The 17,487-nt window shown below is 55.8% G+C and carries 16 protein-coding genes and 1 pseudogene; 12 read left to right on the plus strand and 5 right to left on the minus strand.

What is annotated here, in order from left to right:
* Positions 1–101 precede the first annotated feature (101 nt).
* Positions 102–716, minus strand: a complete 615-nt coding sequence (locus tag BSK43_RS16825; protein ID WP_246662607.1) for a sugar transferase — start codon at positions 714–716, stop codon at positions 102–104.
* 402 nt (positions 717–1,118) lie between these two features.
* Here BSK43_RS16825 and BSK43_RS16830 point away from each other — a divergent pair, with 402 nt between their 5' ends.
* The 4 genes and pseudogenes from BSK43_RS16830 to BSK43_RS16845 all read left to right on the plus strand — a co-directional run bounded on the left by BSK43_RS16830 (position 1,119) and on the right by BSK43_RS16845 (position 5,494).
* Positions 1,119–2,225 (plus strand): IS630 family transposase, encoded by a 1,107-nt coding sequence (locus tag BSK43_RS16830; RefSeq protein WP_077471632.1) that lies wholly within the window; start codon positions 1,119–1,121, stop codon positions 2,223–2,225.
* A 90-nt stretch (positions 2,226–2,315) separates the two neighbouring features.
* Positions 2,316–3,454, plus strand: a pseudogene (locus BSK43_RS16835) (glycosyltransferase).
* A gap of 131 nt (positions 3,455–3,585) precedes the next feature.
* Positions 3,586–4,845, plus strand: a complete 1,260-nt coding sequence (locus BSK43_RS16840; RefSeq protein WP_246662608.1) for a polysaccharide biosynthesis/export family protein — start codon at positions 3,586–3,588, stop codon at positions 4,843–4,845.
* A gap of 271 nt (positions 4,846–5,116) precedes the next feature.
* Positions 5,117–5,494, plus strand: coding sequence for a hypothetical protein (locus tag BSK43_RS16845; protein ID WP_077471634.1), 378 nt, complete (start codon positions 5,117–5,119; stop codon positions 5,492–5,494).
* A gap of 58 nt (positions 5,495–5,552) precedes the next feature.
* On the opposite strand, the gene BSK43_RS16850 is transcribed toward BSK43_RS16845, so the two are convergent.
* On the minus strand, positions 5,553–6,386 hold the full coding sequence (locus BSK43_RS16850; RefSeq protein ID WP_077471635.1) for an FkbM family methyltransferase: 834 nt from the start codon (positions 6,384–6,386) through the stop codon (positions 5,553–5,555).
* Positions 6,387–6,826: 440 nt separating this feature from the next.
* Between BSK43_RS16850 and BSK43_RS16855 the strand changes: the two genes are divergently transcribed.
* The 4 genes from BSK43_RS16855 to BSK43_RS16870 are packed head-to-tail and all read left to right on the plus strand — an operon-like array spanning position 6,827 to position 10,470.
* Entirely contained in the window at positions 6,827–7,783 is a 957-nt protein-coding gene (locus BSK43_RS16855; protein ID WP_077471636.1) for a UbiA prenyltransferase family protein, read from the plus strand.
* A complete protein-coding gene (locus tag BSK43_RS16860) occupies positions 7,783–8,469 on the plus strand; it encodes an HAD-IB family hydrolase (protein ID WP_077471637.1) in 687 nt (228 codons plus the stop codon). The genes BSK43_RS16855 and BSK43_RS16860 overlap by 1 nt, the downstream gene beginning before the upstream one ends.
* On the plus strand, positions 8,453–10,063 hold the full coding sequence (locus BSK43_RS16865; protein ID WP_077471638.1) for a hypothetical protein: 1,611 nt from the start codon (positions 8,453–8,455) through the stop codon (positions 10,061–10,063). The genes BSK43_RS16860 and BSK43_RS16865 overlap by 17 nt, the downstream gene beginning before the upstream one ends.
* A gap of 23 nt (positions 10,064–10,086) precedes the next feature.
* A complete protein-coding gene (locus BSK43_RS16870) occupies positions 10,087–10,470 on the plus strand; it encodes a GtrA family protein (RefSeq protein WP_169055418.1) in 384 nt (127 codons plus the stop codon).
* 154 nt (positions 10,471–10,624) lie between these two features.
* Here the strand turns inward: BSK43_RS16870 and BSK43_RS16875 are convergent, their stop codons facing one another.
* The 3 genes from BSK43_RS16875 to BSK43_RS16885 are packed head-to-tail and all read right to left on the minus strand — an operon-like array spanning position 10,625 to position 13,633.
* Complete coding sequence (locus BSK43_RS16875) at positions 10,625–11,872, minus strand: enolase C-terminal domain-like protein (protein ID WP_077471640.1); 1,248 nt, start codon at positions 11,870–11,872, stop codon at positions 10,625–10,627.
* A 29-nt stretch (positions 11,873–11,901) separates the two neighbouring features.
* Entirely contained in the window at positions 11,902–12,684 is a 783-nt protein-coding gene (locus BSK43_RS16880; RefSeq protein ID WP_077471641.1) for a glucose 1-dehydrogenase, read from the minus strand.
* A 55-nt stretch (positions 12,685–12,739) separates the two neighbouring features.
* Positions 12,740–13,633, minus strand: a complete 894-nt coding sequence (locus BSK43_RS16885; RefSeq protein ID WP_077471642.1) for an SMP-30/gluconolactonase/LRE family protein — start codon at positions 13,631–13,633, stop codon at positions 12,740–12,742.
* A 108-nt stretch (positions 13,634–13,741) separates the two neighbouring features.
* Between BSK43_RS16885 and BSK43_RS16890 the strand changes: the two genes are divergently transcribed.
* The 4 genes from BSK43_RS16890 (at position 13,742) to BSK43_RS16905 (ending at position 17,461) form a co-directional block, all read left to right on the plus strand.
* Positions 13,742–14,470, plus strand: coding sequence for a FadR/GntR family transcriptional regulator (locus BSK43_RS16890; RefSeq protein ID WP_169055424.1), 729 nt, complete (start codon positions 13,742–13,744; stop codon positions 14,468–14,470).
* Positions 14,470–15,672 carry a mandelate racemase/muconate lactonizing enzyme family protein gene (locus tag BSK43_RS16895; protein ID WP_077471643.1) on the plus strand — a complete coding sequence of 401 codons (1,203 nt, stop codon included), beginning with the start codon at positions 14,470–14,472 and terminating at the stop codon, positions 15,670–15,672. Before BSK43_RS16890 ends, BSK43_RS16895 begins: the two co-directional genes overlap by 1 nt.
* 83 nt (positions 15,673–15,755) lie before the next feature.
* Positions 15,756–16,448 carry a GntR family transcriptional regulator gene (locus tag BSK43_RS16900; protein WP_077471644.1) on the plus strand — a complete coding sequence of 231 codons (693 nt, stop codon included), beginning with the start codon at positions 15,756–15,758 and terminating at the stop codon, positions 16,446–16,448.
* 38 nt (positions 16,449–16,486) lie between these two features.
* The gene (locus tag BSK43_RS16905) at positions 16,487–17,461 is read left to right on the plus strand and encodes a sugar ABC transporter substrate-binding protein (protein ID WP_077471645.1); all 975 of its coding nucleotides are present in this window, start codon (positions 16,487–16,489) and stop codon (positions 17,459–17,461) included.
* Positions 17,462–17,487 lie beyond the last annotated feature (26 nt).

Consider the following 17,487-nt stretch of genomic DNA (forward strand, 5'->3'; position numbering starts at 1 on the left):
GCGAAAGAAACCTGGCGATATCGGATCGCTATCAAGCGACCCCGGCTTACATCTCTCCAAATCCAACATAGCCAAATGGCCGAGTGGAATTGGTTGGTAGATCAATAGCTGCCTCGTGAGGTCAAGACTGCCGGAATGGTCTTGGCCATAATGACAATGTCGCCCACCAGGCTTTGCTCCGTCACGTAGCGCGTATCGAGTTCGACGCGCGTATCGTAGCTGGTATCGCTGCGCCCGCTTACCTGCCAGAGGCCGGTCAAGCCGGGGCGAACCCGCATGTAGTCGACAAAATGGACCCCGTAGAGCTCCGCCTCGCTTGTAACGATGGGGCGCGGACCAACAAGGCTCATCTCACCCCGGATTACGTTCAGGAGTTGAGGGATTTCATCGACGCTGTTCTTGCGCAGCAGCTGGCCGAAAGGGGTAACACGCGGGTCGTCCTTAAGTTTTCTTGTCGCATTCCATTCGGCTCTGAGGGCGGGATTGGTATCCAGATGGCGCGCCAGGACCTCCTCACTGTTGACGACCATTGTCCTGAACTTAAAGCAGGAAAACAGCACGCCATGCCTGCCAATTCGCCGATGTGAATGAAAGATGGGGCGACCCTGAGTCACGAGAAGGATAGCCACCACCATCAGGATCATCGGTGCCAATACAACCAAGGCAATTACGGCCAGCGTTGCGTCAATAAGGCGCTTGATGGCCTGGGAGTACATCTTCCTTGATGGTGCTGCGCGGGCGGTCGTGCCAGGTAACCGAGATGTTCGTAGGTCACCCAAAGGGGCGAGTTCACGTCTAAGGTCTATTTCCCTCATCAGCTTGCTCCGTATTCGGAAGACTAAAGAAATGTTGCTTGAAATGCCTGGAAAGGTGCTGTCCCGCACCTGATGTGAATGTACAGTTAAGTTAACAAACAATAAATAAATTGACAATAACTTTATTGCGTCGCAATATATGCGCATGAATTATGATATATTCGAGTTATCACACGCAATAATTAGGTGTTATTAAGTCTAATGTAGTGATAAAGTTGTATGTCTATTTAGTTGTATCGACAATAGACTGGAACTGAATTTCGCATCATTTAGCAAGTACTTGTTTTTACGGGGAACGTAACAATGGCGAGTGCAACCGGAAGACCGACGGAGCCCCTGGTTCTGAGTAGGGAAGAGCGGGATTATCTGGAGCTGCAGGTTCACCAACATCAGACGGTGACGCGGTCCATGACGGAGCGATGTCAGATCATCCTTCGCTGTGCCGACGGCATAACCAGCAAGGCTGTGGCGGCGGAGTTGGGCATTCATGAAAATACTGTCGGCAAGTGGCGGCGACGCTTTTTAAGGAACCGCATCGATGGCCTTTTCGATGAAGAGCGCCCCGGAAGACCGCGCACTATAGATGATGCACAGATTGCGGCGGTCATCGAGCGCACGCTGCAGTCGGCGCCTGACGATGCTCCTCATTGGTCGATCCGTTCAATGGCCGCATCAACGGGCTTCTCCCACACGACAATCCGGCGAATCTGGGCGGCGTTCGGGCTTCAGCCTCATCGCGGTCAGTCCTACAAACTGTCGGCCGATCCGATTTTCGTGGATAAAGTCTGTGATATTGTTGGACTTTATATGTTTCCGCCAAATCGAGCGCTGGCGCTAAGCGTCAACGAGAAAGGTTGCAAGCAGGACGTCTGTGGCAAGCCTATCGCTTCGACAACAATGCACTCAGCTGCCGAGCGGAAAGTGCCGGCCTACGTTCAGCACGGGGCTACGTCGCTCTTCATTGCTCTTGATGTCGTCTCTGGTTTTGTGATCGATGATCACCACAAGCAGCATAAGGCGGGGGAATTCCTCGATTTCCTGAAGCAGATTGATGTGAGCGTCGACGCGGAATTGGACATTCATATCATCCTGGATCATTGCAACGTGCACAAGGTGGCGATGGTGCGATCCTGGCTAATGCATCGGCCTCGCTATCATGTGCATTTCATGCCCACGGCGACATTGTGGTTACGCCAGGTGGAGAGCTTGTTTATGGAAGTTAGCCGTCGGCAAGCGACGTATGGCACCTCGAAGTCCGCAAGCCAGCTAGAGGCCGACATCCGGGCCTTTATCGAACGGCACAGTCAAAATCTGAAGCCCTACAAATGGATAGGATCTACCGATGATATAAAGTCGTCAGGCAAGCGTTTCGACAAAAAAACGCAGCAGACGTTATATCGAGAACTTTAAGTGCATCAAGATCGAGGGTGTTGTTCAGCATAACTTCACTTATACATTCGATGTGGCCGTCAAATGGCTACCTTGTTCATGGAGTACTTCATGCGCGTTGCAATCATACATTATTGGTTGGTTGGTATGCGCGGAGGGGAAAAGGTTCTGGAAGCCCTTTGCAAGATGTATCCCTGCGCGGACATCTTTACGCATGTTTACGACCCGGAAGCCGTTTCCGATATCATAAAGCGACATAAGATCCGCACGACATTCATCGATCGCCTTCCTTATGCGAGGAAATTGTACAAAAAATACCTTCCATTGATGCCGATGGCCTTGGAGCAGATGAATCTCAATGAATACGATCTGGTCATAAGCAGTGAATCAGGACCTGCAAAGGGAGTGATACCCAACTCAACCGCCTTACATGTCTGCTACTGTCATTCGCCGATGAGGTACATCTGGAACATGTATAATAGTTACTATGACAGTTCCGGTTTGATGACGCGTCTGATGATGCCGCCGCTTGCCCATTATCTGAGAACGTGGGACGTCGCGACGGCCAATCGGGTCGATGATTTTGCGGCAAATTCGCTAACTGTCGCCCAACGCATCAAAAGCTACTATCGGCGCAGCGCGAGATCATTCATCCGCCGGTAGATACGACGGCATTTCGCCCCTTGCCATCATCCGAGATCGGCGACCATTATCTCATGGTCGGCGAACTCGTCGGCTACAAGCGACCTGATCTTGCGGTCGAGGCGTTCAACCGAATGAGGGCGAAACTCGTCGTCATCGGCGGCGGCGAGATGCTCGACCGATTACGAAAGGTAGCAGGTCCCACTGTGACAATCTTGGGGCCTCAGCCGTTCAGCGTTCTGAAAGAGCAATATGCATGCTGCAAGGCGCTTGTTTTCCCCGGTGAGGAGGATTTTGGGATCGTGCCCGTTGAGGCAATGGCGAGTGGTCGACCTGTCATCGCATTTAATCGCGGCGGTGCCACCGAAACGGTCATCGCTGACAGGACGGGCTTATTCTTTGACGTGCAGACGACCGAGGCGATAATTGAGGCGATTGAGCGCCTTGAGCGTATGGAATTCAATCCCGCTGACGCGGTGGCGCGAGCCGCGGAGTTCAGGACCGGGGTCTTCATGGAGAAATTCGGGCGTTTCGTCAGCAGATCAACCGGTGAGCAGCTCAATATGGCGCATTGGTTGGAGCCGTCGCAGGGACGTTTGTCGTCGTGAGCGCCATTGTTGGTGCCGAACAGGAGTGAAACGCCATGCCGCCAAATGGTCCGATGCCCCGCAAACCCGGTCGGGCGTTTGTTGCTCGGTATCTTCGCGGCCAGGTTTTACCGATTGTTGGCGCTGCGATCATGCTGTCCGCAGTTCTAGGATCAACCGGCGTTTTTGCCGCGGATTACATCCTCGGTCCGCAGGACAAGCTGCGGATCAGGGTATTCGAATGGCGACCGACGACCGGGGCTGCGATCGAATGGGCGCCTTTGACCGGAGAATTCGTCATCTCGGCAGCCGGCAACCTGTCTCTTCCCATCATAGGGGCGGTGCCTGCCGCGGGCATGACATCGGAGCAGGTCGCAGAAAGCATCAGCGAACGATTGAAGACGCAGGTCGGCATGCAGAAGCGCCCCAATGCATCCGTTGAAGTGTCGGAATATCGGCCCTTTTTCCTGACCGGTCTTGTCGCAAAGCCGGGGAGATACGACTATAGCCCTGGCCTCACCGTCATTCAGGCATTAAGCATGGGTGGGGGAACCTTTGGTTTGACCGACCCGAATCTTGTCGGCCTGCAGCGCGAAGCCCTGGTTGCTCGCGGTGATCTGCGATCTCTTGAGGTAGAGCGCCTGAGCCTGTTGACCCGGCAAGCTCGCTTGGATGCAATCACGCAAGGGCAACCCTCGATCAACTTTCCACTGGAGCTGACGGCGCGTGCAAACGAGCCGCTCATTGATCGAATGATGAAGCAGGAGCGGGATTTGTTCGATACGCGACAGCGCTCGTTGCGTACGGAGGTCGATGCGCTCAATCAGGCAAAGCTCCTTGCCGCAAACCAAATAGAGGCCCTCAATTCAAAGGCGGCATCGCTTGCAAAGCAGATCGAAATGGCCAACAAGGACGTAGGCACGGTCAGCAAGCTGATTTCGCAAGGGCTGACGGTGTCGTCGCGCGAGCTGGGCGCAAACCAGAACCTTGCTCAGCTTGAAAGCCAGAATCTCGACGTAGCCCTCGCCAATCTGAAGGCGCGGCAGGATATCGCCAAAGCGGATGGAGATATCGCCGACGTTAATAATCGCTATCGCGTGCAGGCGCTGACCGAAGCCGCAGACGTACGCGACCGTCTTGCTGCCAACCGAGAGAAGGCGGCAACCACACAAGCTCTGCTCGACAACGTGCAGGCCCGCGCGCCAGCTGCGGCTGCAAGCCTCGCCATTGAAGATTCGCAACGCTCGCTCAAGACCACCATAGATCGCGTTGTCGATGGCAATTTGCGTATCATTGCCGTCGGAGACAATGATGCTGTCGCGCCTGGAGATGTCATTCGCGTAGAAGACGAAAAGCCGGCATCTCTCACCCAGACAACGGATGATGGCATGAAAGCCTCTCTTTCTCCGTGAGCCGCGTCAATTGCGGCTGGCAATAGCTAGGAGATCCATGCTGACCCGTTGGTTTCGGAAAGCGGCTGCCTCGCGCTAATCGGGCAATCTGTATGATCTATTCTTCGCTGCAAAGTGGAATTCATGCCTCCAGGCAGAACTTTAACGTAAAAATGGAGCGTATAACCACGTGATCTTGCGATATTCGACTTGTTCCGCAAGCGTAGATCACTGATACTGTCTGCAATGATGCGTATTGATTGAAGATGGACTACTCGGAGCTGGAGCTTTGATGGCCTGGGGTCTCATTATCTCATTTGCAGTCGGGGTTTTGTGCGCCCTAAGAGTGCCCATCCTCCATTTCACGATAATCGTGCTGATTGTGATGGTCGGTTATTCGCTTGCGAATATCGGTTCTGCAAACTCCACGCTCGACAATATTGGATGGTCTTTCGTGCTCGCCGCAGTTCTTGAGGCTGGCTACATTTTTCCCCATGTGCTGCTCTATCTTGTTTATGTGAAAATACTCGGGCGGGACCTTAACAGATCACCCAAGCAAAGATCCGGTCTGTCTGCTTACAATCTGTTTCGCGTGCATTCGAATGACCGGCTCTCTGCAAAAGCCGAGGGCACCGGGCCGGACAAGGCGCGACGCGGGATGCAGGACTGAGCCGGCGCCATAGGCACAGCATCCATTGATTCATCGTAACAGACCGAGGTGCGAGACGTCAGGACGCCGGTGCTACCACATTCAGTTTCTCGCCGTTCCTCAGCTCGCGCGATACGTACCAGCCATCCCACTGTGAGAATTGCTCGAATACCCGCCGATAGCCATTGTCCTCCAGAAGCTTTTGAATGGCAGGTTCCGTCTTCGGATTATTCTCCACAGATATAAGGCGAAATTGGCGACTGAAACTGTAGGCCGAAAGTATATCCAGCTCGCTACCTTCCGTGTCTATCGAAAGATAATCGACCACTTTCGGTGCTTGATACATATCGAGCAGGTCATCCAACGATATCGTCTGCACCTCAATCTGCGATCCGCGGCTGCGGACGCCTGAGAAGTGATCGCCTTGAGAGAAGTCGGCAATAGAGCTCAGCTCAGGGTCGGATGCATCCGTTGTTATAAAGGCAACCGTGGCGTTGGATGTTGACGAGACACACCTGTGCTCGATCGATCCCGATCTGTTGACCGCAAGGTCCGAATGCCAGATCGGATTGGGTTCGGCCAGAATACCGGTCCATCCGAATTTCTTCTCGAGCAGCCAGCTATTGCTGTTTTTCAAGCCGTTGGTTGCGCCGAATTCGACAAAGAACCCGTCTCTTTTTTCAGCCAGCTCGAAGCATACCCACAAATCCTGCAGGATCTGGGCGTGAGACCAGTCTCTTCTGGCCAGACAATAACTGATAAATCTCGCGTCGTTATCGCGGATGATATGGGATATCTCCGGCCTATCAAGACGAATTGCGTTAAACGTCGCTCTCTGTATTCTTTTACTGCGGTGAAATCTGCTGATCGCAGCGGATATTCCGGAAATTGCAACTTTTGTTACATCGAACATCCCGGATACTCCAAGAGTGCATTGCTTTATGCTAGCCTAGAATGTTTTCCAGAGCCAATCAATATTGTCGAATATCGAAAATAAGCTCCATCGGCAGCTAGCAAGATTGTCGGAGTTGCGCGTTCGCGAGAGGCCTTGGCGGCGACGGACCGCGAGATAAAACAAGCGACCGTTGTTCCCTAGCTGAAGGGTGGCTGAGTTTTAATCTGTTTGTATCGTTCCCGCATTTTCATTCGACTTTGTATGTATAGGGGCTCATTTCGACAATTTAAAACACGAATATAGGTATAATTCACGTACTATTCGATTAATATATCCACACGTATATCTATTAATTAGGCTGATTAATGTAATATTCTAATATTAAGTGTTGTTGTACTTTAAAATTTGCTGTATAGACGCAGAAAGACATAATATAATCTAAAAATAGGGGAGACAGTATGAGGGACGCGATTAAATTTGCGCGTCCAGCATCGAGCTGGCGCGACTATCTCAAAATTGCCAGGCCTGATCATTGGGTGAAGAACATATTTGTTCTTCCGGGCTGCGCTCTGGCGATCACGCTGAGTGGCCGCACCGGCCCGGAGATATCGCTACTGGTCGCTCACGCCGTGATCGTCACCTGCCTGATTGCCAGTGCGAACTACACGATCAATGAGTTTCTCGACGCAAAATTCGATCGGTTCCATCCGATAAAGAAAAATAGGCCGGGTGCACAGGGGCATTTGTGGGCGCCTCTTGTCGCTGTTCAGTGGGCCGCACTATCCGTTATTGGTCTTGCGCTCGCCGCCGAAGCAAGCTGGCCTATGGTCGTTGCAGCTGCATTTCTTTTGTTCATGGGAATTCTCTATAATGTCGAGCCCGTACGCACAAAGGATCGTGCCTATCTCGACGTACTCTCGGAAAGCATCAACAATCCTATACGACTGACAATTGGCTGGCTGGCGATCTTGCCTGGACAATTGCCACCGTCATCGTTGCTGATCTGCTACTGGATGGGTGGTGCTTTTTTGATGGCAATGAAGCGGTATAGCGAATACCGCAGGATCAATAATCCGGAAGTCGCTGGTTCTTATCGCCGCAGCTTCTATGTCTACACCGAACGAACACTGCTGCTGTCATCGTTCTTTTACGCGTTGACCGCGAGCTTGCTTCTGGGTGTGTTCCTGATCAAATACAGAATAGAATATCTGCTAACGGTTCCTTTGTTTGCGCTTTTGTTTACGCAGTATTTTTCTCTGTCGATGGAGGCGGATTCCGCTGCCCAGGCGCCGGAAAAACTCTACAAGGAAAAGAGCCTCGTTATCGTCGTCTTTGCACTGGCGGCGAGCGTTGGCGTGCTCACCTTTATCAATATTCCGGCACTGGCTATCCTCATGGAACCGGTGAGATATTGATGATGACTGAGCGTGCCGTCGCCATATTCGATCTCGATAAGACAATATCGAGGCAGGATCTCTATCTTGCCTTCCTGATCCAGGGGTTGCGGCAACCGGCCAATCTCGGGTCTGCCTGTCTGCTGCCGGCTCACTTGGTCCGGTTCTTTGCCCACGTCATAAATAACGACCAGCTGAAGAGCCTATTCTTGGCGAGCATTTATGGCGGCCGCTCCAGAGATTTCATGGATGAGGCGGCGGCCCGCTTTATTAAGACCGTGCGCAGGACCATGTTGAAATCCGCGGCCTTGCGAAGGGTAGCGGAACACCGCAGGCAGGGTCATTTCCTGCTGCTGGCATCGGCAAGCCTGGATATTTACACTGTGCCGCTCGCGGGTGAACTTGGATTTGACGATGTTGTCGCGACGAAGGTTGCATGGTCGGCGGACGGCAGGATCACGGGCCAGCTCGATGGTCCAAACCTGCGAGGTACGGCCAAGGCGGCGGCAGTGGCAAGGATCTTACGGCGCCATAGCCTCGATGCCAGTCCGACGTTTTTCTATTCGGACCATGAAAGCGACGCGCCTCTGTTTTCGGCGGCTCGCTGGCCAGGCGCGGTAGATCCCACGAAGAAGCTCAGAATGCTTGCCCGGGAGTTTGGCTGGCCCGTCTATGATTGGCGAGGCTTCGATGAAGGACAGGCTTAGATATGCGCCGCTGATCGGGGTTGCCTTTGTCCTTCTTCCGCTTTCCTTGATCTTCACATTCCCATCGCAGGATGTTCCGGCGCACCTGGATACGGGTCGCATTGCTGCGCTTCTTGCAAAGGCGGCGCCCACCGTCTCTTCGGTTTATGAGCTTGCGGCTCCCACGCTGTCGAATGGCGTCGCACCTTGGCTGCTAACCAGAGTGTCTTCGCTAACCTCAGCGCTCACAGCAGAATGGTTGATCGCGCTGTGTTCGACGGTTTTGATCTGCGTTCTCATCGTTACGACGCCATCGCTGCTCGGCAAGGAGAGGAAATGGGCAATCCTTGCCTTGCCCGTGGCCATGCCGCTCATGCTCTACATGGGCTCCATCAGCCTCGTCCTGGCCTATCCTGCGGTTTTTCTGGCCTTGGCCTGTGCAACAGCCTTTCTTCAGGGCGGCAAGCCGCTGTATCTGGCGCTGTTCGCCATCCTTTCCGTGATCGCTTTTTTCGTTCAGGTGCAGTCTGTGCTTGTCCTTCTCACCGCAGTGCTAGGCGGAGCGATCGGGGTTGTGGTCTGGCAGCTTGTCCGAGGCGGCTTGCCGCCGCTACGGCCGCTTTTGCCGCTGGGCTTGGCGACAACCCCCGCCATCGCGCTGATCGGCGTCTATATGAGCACCATGTCCTCGGGAAGCGTTGGCGAGCAGACAAATCGCTATCTGCTGAAGAGCATCTATGCAGTGCTGATGCGTCTCGATGTCGTGCAGTTTTCTCTTTTCGACCGTGTGTTGCTCGCCGTCACATTCATTATGATGGTTTTGATCGCTCTGGGATGGGTATTGTCACGATGGAGAGCGAGGAAAATTGCTTTGGCGCCGGCTTGGGCCTTCGCCGGGACGGCGGCTGTCTTGACGCTGGTCGTTGTGCTGCCTTACGGGACGAAAGCCGTGCCGCAGATCCCCGAGCGTATCCTACCCGTCGCTCACTACATGGTGTTCCTGTGGTTTGCCACAGCCAGTCCAAAGGGGAGATGGAGTGTGGCTCTTCTCGGCCTCTCCATGCTATTTCTTGCGGTTTCAAGCGTGGAGCGGACTTTTGCCCATGCGCGTTTCGGCCAATACATGCGTGATCTTGCGAAGGCAGAGGAGAGCGTGCCGGCCGGATCGGTGGTCATTCCCTTCAGCCTTGGCCGTATCGCCAGAGAGGGCCGTATCCTCGTTGAGCAAGGCGGAATTGATGTCGGATTCGAGGCCTGGTATCATCGTGGGCGCGGCTATGGTGATAGGGACATCGTCAGCCTTGGCAACTATCAAGCCGAGGGCTCCTATCCCTATTTTCAAATCACGTATCGCCCCGAATGGAGAGCGAATGAAAATGCCAGAGAGCCGGATCTCGTTGTTCTGACGAGCACGTCGGTAACGCAGTTGAATGACTGGGTCAAAAACTTCGAGGCGATAACATCGAGGCGCGTTAGCCATGTCATTTTGAATACGGACGGGCTTGATATGCGTAAGATAGATTCTCCATATGTGCGGAATCTGGCTGAATTTCTCGACAGCAATTTCACACGGCAGTCCGCATCGCAAAATGTTGAAATCTGGGTCCGTCGATGATCTCTCGCCTGATGAGGCAGTCGTTGCGTTCGTCTGCAATTCGCTCGACCTTCGCGCGTTATCTCGTCACCGGCGGTGTCGCTGCGATAATCGATGTGTCCGTCTTTTCCTATCTGAACAGCCTCGGGTTCACCATTCTGGTTGCAGCAACGATAAGCTTCCTCGTGGCTTGCCTTTTCAACTACATCTCGACGTCGATCTTCGTCTTTGCAGCGGATTGGCGATCTGTTGCACGCGGATTGTCCTTCCTTGCCGCCGCGCTCGTCGGCTTATTGATCAACGTATTGATTACTTCTTGCCTGGCCGCCTATGGAGTCTGGCCGATCCTGGCAAAGATCGTCGGTATCGGAATTGCCTTCATCGCCAACTTCTCCATGAATTCCCTCATCGTTTTCAGGCGACGCTGAATGGTCGACGATATCCCCTGAAAGGCTTCTCGTTGCCGCCGAAACGGCAAGATATCGGAAGCGGGCACGCACCTGGATGGTGGCACGACCCAGCCTCGCAGGCGGCCTAGCCGTCAACGCTGAGTGCTTGCTGCCCCGGTCTCAATCCACTCTGTCAATAGTCCACAATGCGGCCATCGGTCGGGTCAGCCCAGCGAGTATTTGGCGTGGTCGAAAACCAACCGGGGCGGGCTGGGTCGCGATCATAGAGATAACCACCCAGCGACTTATAGAGATCCGCATATTTCCCGAGCTTCTCGCGGTCCAATTCCACGCCGAGACCGTGGCCGGTCGGCACGGCGATCGACCCGTTGACGTATTTCATGGGGCCGCCGACGATGATGTCGTCGATGAGTTGGTGGTAATGCGCGTCGGCTGTGTAGACAAGGTTCGGCAGCACCGCGCCGAGATGCAGCATGGTGGCAAGCTGGATGCCGAGCTCACCAGAAGAGTGCACGGCAATGCCGAGCTGGAAGGTTTCGCAAACACCCGCCGCTTTGATGCAGGGGCGGATGCCGCCCCAGAAGGTGGTGTCGAGCAGGATGACATCGACGGCCGGGTTCAGCAGATTGGTGGCAAGCTGCTCGAAATTGATGACGACGGTGTTGGTGGCGAGAGGCATGTGTGTATTCTCGCGCACCCGCCGCATGCCGTTCAGGCCCCAGGTCGGATCTTCGTAATAGTCGTTGTTGAGGTCCTCTATACCTTTGGCAAACCGGATCGCCTCTTCGACGCTGAAGGCCGCGTTCGGATCGTAGCGAACGGAATCGGTACCGACTGCCTTTGCAAGGGCACGAAAAACGTCGAGCTCATAGTCGGGCGGAAACACGCCACTCTTCAATTTATGAGCCTTGAAGCCGTGGGTGCGCTTCAGCTCGAGTGCCTGTTCGATCAGCTGGTCGGCAGTGCGGATCTCGCCCTTGCCGGTGTCTTTGTTGGGCAGGCGGAAGAAGAGATAGCTCGCAAAGCCAACCTCGTCACGCATCTTGCCGCCGAGCACGTCATAGGCCGGCACGCCCAGGAACTTGCCTATAATGTCGATGCAGGCGAATTCGATGGCCGCATGCATCTGAGTGCGATTGTTGTAGAGACTGGCGGTGGGGTTGCAGATCTTGAAGCGCAGTTGCTCAAGTTCGAACGGATCGTGCCCAACGAGGTAGGTCTTCAGCGCACGAAATGCGGCCTCTGCGCTTTCGCCACCGCCACCCATCTCGCCGAGGCCGACGATGCCTATATCCGTTTCGACCTCGATGATCGTGCGAACAAAGCGTCCCCAATGGGCGCCGTTGGAGTGGCGAAGCGGCGCTTCGAGCGGCACGGTCACGGTCGTGGCGCGGATATCTGTGATTTTAGGCCGCTTCATGCAGGTCTCCGTAGAATGAATGCAATTGATCAGTCGGGTAGCACGATACCGAGCTTGGCCATGGTGCCGCCATCGATCTTCATGTCGGCGCCGGTAATGAAGCGCGCCTTGTCGCTGGCGAGGAAGGCGACGAGCTCCGCCACCTCCTCTTGCTTGCCGACACGGCCGATCGGATGGCCCTTGCCCCATTGGGCGATCATTTCGTCCTGAGTCAGGTCGCCCTTGAAGAGGTCGGCCGCCCAACGCAGCATGGGGGTGTCGATCGAGGCGGGGCAGACGGTATTGACGGTGATGTTATCGGCGGCATGATCAAGCGCCATGGCGCGCACCAATGCATTGATGCCGCCTTTGCTGGCAGTATAGGCGGCGACATTCGCCTGCGATGCGTAGGATTGTATCGAGGAAATGGCGACGATCGCGCCGCCGCCGCGCTTCTTCATTTCCGGAACGGCATATTTCGCGGCGAGATAGATGCCCTTGAGGTTGATGTCGAGCACATCATCCCAAATGTCCTCCGGCGTGTCGACAACTGTGCCGTAGCGCTGGATACCGGCGCAGCAGGTGAGGATATCGACACCCCCATAGCTCGCGACGGCCTGCGCGACAGCGCTCCTCATGTCGGTTGAATTGCGGACGTCGCCGACGAAGCCGGCCGTTTTGCCGCCGATCTCCATCACAGCCTTGTCGACCGAATCCCTGTCGTTGGAGACGATCAGAACCTGCGCTCCGGCCTTGGCGAAGCGTTCCGCGCAAGCACGGCCCATGCCCAGGCTGCCGCCGGTGACGATGATGCTCTTGCCGTCAAATTCCATATCCAGGCGCTCCTCCACGCAATTCGATCTATTAACATTCTACCATACCAGTATGTCAATATCCGAATTTCGGCTCCGGCACGCCACGAAAGCTGGTTTCGATCGCCAACAGGCTGCCTTCGAGTGGATGGGTTGCGAGATGCTCTGGTGTCATGGTGAAGCGGGCCGAGGTCACGTAAAGCGTCGAGAAATCCTTGCCGCCGAATGTGCAACTCGTCGGCCAGGAAACCGGCAGCTCGATTAAAGTGCTGAGTGTACCTTCGGCGCTGAACCGCGCGATCGCTGCACCGCCCACCACGCGGCAATTCCAGAGGTGGTCGTCCGCATCAAGGCAGGAGCCGTCGGGCAGGCCGCGGTCGAAGCCGCTGACGATGGTACGGCGGTCAGAGATTATCTTCGTTTCGGGATCGTAGGCGAAGGAGTAGATTTCGTTTGCAAGCGTGTCGGCAAAGAGAAAGCGGTTGTTGCGCGTCCAGCCCATGGTGTTGGTGATGCCGTATTCGTTCGGAGTAAGCCGTGTGATGGTGCCCGACGGATCGATGCGGTAGACCGCACCGGTATTGGCGTCCATATGCTTGGGCGCACCGTCCGGATTGAGATTGTTCTGCATCGTTGAAACCCAGAACGAGCCATCCGGCGCGACACGACCTTCGTTCAACCTGTTGTCCGGCATGTCCGGCTCTGGCACGGCGAGGGTCTCGAATGCCTCACCGGGCTGCCAGAAGCAGACTTCGCGAGCGAGGCCGACGATGAAGCCGCCCGCCTTGCGGATACCGATCGACGTCGGGAAATCCGGCGTGGGCCAGGTGTCGTGCCTTGCTGTCTCCACCTCCAGGCGATGAATGCGCTTGCCGCCGATATCGACCCAATAAAGCGCGTGCTCGTCATCCGACCAGATGATGCTTTCGCCGACGATATTCTGTGCCTCGAACAAAACACTGGCCTGCATAGGTCCTCCCAATCACTCCCGAAACTTCCGATTGACAATAGGTATGTCACGATCTAAATCAAGCTTAAATTAAACCTATATGATAGGTAGGAACGAAGCTTGATAGAGATGTTGCCGAGCATGAAGGAAGTCGGAGAACGGCAGGGTGCGGCTGAAGGCCTGCTCGGCGGAGTGATGGAGTCCGTGAAGGTCTTCATCCGCGACAATGGGCTTCAAGTTGGCGATGAACTGCCGAGCGAAGGCGCCTTTGCGGAACTGACCGGCACATCGCGAACGATCGTACGTGAAGCCTATCGTTCGCTTGCGGCTCTGACGCTGATCGATATCGGCAACGGCCGCAGAGCTCGAGTAGCGGCTCCCAAGGCCGATGTGCTGGCGATGATCACCGATCATGCCGTTCATACCAACCAGGCGACGATCCAGCAGATCTTCGATGTACGGCGCACGATCGAACGGCGCACGGTGTCACTTGCCGCGCTACGCCGAACCGATCGAGAGGCGGCAGAGATTTATGCCTTGGCCGAAGCCATGCAACACGATTTCTTCGATCCGCAGAAGGTCATGGAGCACGATATCGCCTTTCACGAAGCAATCGGTGCTGCGTCAAAGAATCCGATGTTTTCCCTGATCGTCGGCTCTTTCCATGTTGTTACACGCCACACCTGGCCGATCGGCTGGGCAAGCCGTGGCAGCAACGAAACGCGACAGGAGAGCATCGACGGGCATTTCGCTATCGCGCAGGCAATCGCCAACGGCGATCCGAGCAGAGGAGAGGCGGCCATGGTCGAGCATTTCGACCTGACCGTAAAGGCCCTGTTGGCCGCCGGAGTATACTGATGAAGATCACCGCGTTCGAAACCATCCGCGTCAGGGAATTTCCAAACATCCTCTGGGTGAAAATCCACACGGATGAGGGTCTGGTCGGGCTCGGCGAGACATTCTTCATGGCCGAAACGGTGGAAGCCTACATCCACGAAGTCGTGGCGCCCAAGCTTCTCGGCCGAGATCCGTTGGAGATCGACAAAATTTCCAAGGACCTGACCGGCTACCTCGGCTTCCGCTCGACAGGGGTCGAAATGCGCGGCAATTCCGCCGTCGATATCGGTCTCTGGGATCTGTTCGGAAAGGCGACGAACCTGCCGATCGCGCAATTGCTCGGCGGCTTCTCGCGTCGCGAAATCCGTACTTACAATACCTGCGCCGGCAACACCTATATGCGTGAGGCCAGCGGCCAGCAGACAAAGAATTACGGCATCGGCGGCCCGAAGCGCGACTATGACGACCTCAATGGCTTTCTCGAGCGCGCCGACGAGCTGGCCGAGGACTTACTGTCCGAAGGTATCACGGCCATGAAAATCTGGCCCTTCGATATCGCGGCGGAGGGGAGCGACGGCCAATATATTTCCGGACCTGCGCTGCGCAAGGCACTGGAGCCCTTCGAGAAGATCCGCAAGCGGGTCGGAGACAAGATGGACATCATGGTCGAGTTTCACTCGATGTGGCAGCTCACGCCAGCGATCCAGATTGCCCGCGCGCTCGAACCCTATGCAACGTTCTGGCATGAGGATCCGATCAAGATGGATTCTCTTTCCAGCCTGAAACGCTATGCAGCGGCGAGCCGCGCGCCCCTATGCGCCTCCGAGACGCTTGCGACGCGCTGGGCCTTCCGCGACCTGCTGGAGACAGAGAGCGCCGGCATCGTCATGCTCGATCTCTCGTGGTGCGGCGGTATTTCCGAGGCGAAGAAGATCGCCACCATGGCCGAGGCCTGGCATCTGCCGGTTGCTCCGCATGATTGCACCGGGCCGGTCGTTTTGTCGGCGTCGACGCATCTGTCGCTCAATGCACCGAATGCACTCGTGCAGGAGAGTGTGCGCGCTTACTACCGTACCTGGTACGCCGATCTCACGACGCAATTGCCGACAGTCACCAATGGCATGATCACCGTTCCGCCGGGGCCAGGCCACGGTGTCGAACTGGCCGAAGATCTTGATAAAAAGTTCAGTGTTTCCCGTCGTATGGCCAAGGTTGAGACCTGAGTTCGGCAAAAGCACTTGACTTGTATGGTAGTAGGTTAGTACACAATTCGCATTGAGGCAGACATCGGGAGAAGGGTCGCCGCATGCATACAGTCAAATCCCCAAAAGTCGTCGCGATGGGTGAATCCGTCGGACCGCAGGTCTACCGCATCCTGCGCGAACGGATCATTCAGGCCGAGCTTTTGCCGGGGGAGCGGTTGTCGGAGTCGGATGCGGCCAAGTCCTTGTCGGTCAGCCGACAGCCGGTCCGCGAAGCCTTCATCAAGCTATCGGAGGAGGGGCTGGTGCAGGTATTGCCGCAGCGCGGCACCTTCGTCACCAAGATCTCCGTGGCTTCGGTCATGGATGTGCGTTTTGTCCGCGAGGCGATCGAAGCGGATATCGTCCGGCTCGTTGCCGAAGGCCATGCACCCGAAACGATTGCGGAACTGCGGCGCCAACTGGCCGAGCAGAAGAAGGTGCCGCATGACAATCGCGCCGCCTTTCTGAGGCTCGACGAACTCTTTCATCACACGCTCGCTGCCGCCGCCGGCAAGGCCTATGCCTGGAGCGTCATCGAAAGCGTCAAGGCGCAGATGGACCGCGTCCGCTTCCTGTCCGTCGACGACATGCACATCGGACGGCTGATCGAGCAGCACGAGAGGATCGTCGAAGGCATAGCCACCGGCGAAAAGGCCGTCGCGGAGGAGGCGATGCGGCTGCACTTGCGCGAGATACTGAAATCTTTGCCGGCAATTGCCCGTTCTCGTGCCGAACTATTCGACGACACGGAATAATCGCAGCGCAATTCATTATAAAACAGAGGGAGGAAAGCATGCTTAAGAAATTGATCGCCGGTACGGCGCTCGGCCTGTCGTTTATGGCTTCCGGCGCGTCTGCCACAGGACTGAACATCACATTCATCAGCCACTCGTCGGCCTCGAACACCTTCTGGCAGTCGGTCAAAAAAGGTTTTGACGATGCCTGCACCCGTGTTGATGCCAATTGCCAACTGGTCCTGACTCAGACCGAAGGCTCCGTCGAGCAGGCTGTCGCCAATCTGCAGGCGGCGATCGCTACCAAACCGGACGCGATCTTTGTCGCCATCGTTGACGACAAGGCTTATGACGCGGCGATCAAGGAAGCGACCGACGCGGGCATCCTTGTGCTTGCCGTCAATGTCGACGACAGCCAGGGTGCGAAGGGCAATGCTCGCAAGGCCTTTATTGGTCAAAGCTTTGTGGCTGCAGGTTACTCACTTGCCAAGGCCCAGTCGCTGAACTTCCCGAAGGATGGCCCGCTCAACCTGCTCGTCGGCGTCAATGCTCCAGGGCAGACATGGTCAGAACAGCGCGCCGCCGGCGTCACGAAATTCCTCGAGGAATACAAGGCCGAGCACAAGGAACGCGAGGTCAACATCTCGCGGATCGATTCAGCCACCGACCTTGCGGTCACGGCCGACCGTATCGGCGCCTATCTCAACGCCAATCCGAACACTACGGCTTATTTCGACACCGGTTACTGGGAAGCAGGGGTGGCCAAGGTGTTGAAGGACCGCGGCATCGCGCCGGGCAAGGTTCTGCTCGGCGGCTTCGACCTCGTGCCTGAGGTCTTGCAACAGATGAAGGCCGGCTATGTGCAGGTGCAGGTCGACCAGCAGCCTTACATGCAGGGCTTTATGCCGGTCATGGAGGCCTATCTCTGGAAGACTGCCGGTCTTACTCCCTCGGACATCGACACGGGGCAGGGCATCGTCACACCGAAAGACGTGCCTGCCATCATGGAAATGTCCAAGCGCGGCCTGCGTTAAGACAACAACCATCCATCATCATCCGG

The organism is Rhizobium sp. P44RR-XXIV (assembly GCF_001999485.2).
Lineage (GTDB): Bacteria > Pseudomonadota > Alphaproteobacteria > Rhizobiales > Rhizobiaceae > Rhizobium.

Excerpts from the sequence above, each read along its gene's own strand:
- BSK43_RS16850 (WP_077471635.1), bottom strand. The coding sequence starts at position 6,386 with ATGTTCGATGTAACAAAAGTTGCAATTTCCGGAATATCCGCTGCGATC.
- BSK43_RS16860 (WP_077471637.1), top strand. The coding sequence starts at position 7,783 with ATGATGACTGAGCGTGCCGTCGCCATATTCGATCTCGATAAGACAATA.
- BSK43_RS16830 (WP_077471632.1), top strand. The coding sequence starts at position 1,119 with ATGGCGAGTGCAACCGGAAGACCGACGGAGCCCCTGGTTCTGAGTAGG.
- BSK43_RS16895 (WP_077471643.1), top strand. The coding sequence starts at position 14,470 with ATGAAGATCACCGCGTTCGAAACCATCCGCGTCAGGGAATTTCCAAAC.
- BSK43_RS16855 (WP_077471636.1), top strand. The coding sequence starts at position 6,827 with ATGAGGGACGCGATTAAATTTGCGCGTCCAGCATCGAGCTGGCGCGAC.
- BSK43_RS16865 (WP_077471638.1), top strand. The coding sequence starts at position 8,453 with ATGAAGGACAGGCTTAGATATGCGCCGCTGATCGGGGTTGCCTTTGTC.
- BSK43_RS16885 (WP_077471642.1), bottom strand. The coding sequence starts at position 13,633 with ATGCAGGCCAGTGTTTTGTTCGAGGCACAGAATATCGTCGGCGAAAGC.
- BSK43_RS16845 (WP_077471634.1), top strand. The coding sequence starts at position 5,117 with ATGGCCTGGGGTCTCATTATCTCATTTGCAGTCGGGGTTTTGTGCGCC.
- BSK43_RS16890 (WP_169055424.1), top strand. The coding sequence starts at position 13,742 with ATGTTGCCGAGCATGAAGGAAGTCGGAGAACGGCAGGGTGCGGCTGAA.
- BSK43_RS16905 (WP_077471645.1), top strand. The coding sequence starts at position 16,487 with ATGCTTAAGAAATTGATCGCCGGTACGGCGCTCGGCCTGTCGTTTATG.
- BSK43_RS16900 (WP_077471644.1), top strand. The coding sequence starts at position 15,756 with ATGCATACAGTCAAATCCCCAAAAGTCGTCGCGATGGGTGAATCCGTC.
- BSK43_RS16825 (WP_246662607.1), bottom strand. The coding sequence starts at position 716 with ATGTACTCCCAGGCCATCAAGCGCCTTATTGACGCAACGCTGGCCGTA.
- BSK43_RS16840 (WP_246662608.1), top strand. The coding sequence starts at position 3,586 with ATGCTGTCCGCAGTTCTAGGATCAACCGGCGTTTTTGCCGCGGATTAC.
- BSK43_RS16875 (WP_077471640.1), bottom strand. The coding sequence starts at position 11,872 with ATGAAGCGGCCTAAAATCACAGATATCCGCGCCACGACCGTGACCGTG.
- BSK43_RS16880 (WP_077471641.1), bottom strand. The coding sequence starts at position 12,684 with ATGGAATTTGACGGCAAGAGCATCATCGTCACCGGCGGCAGCCTGGGC.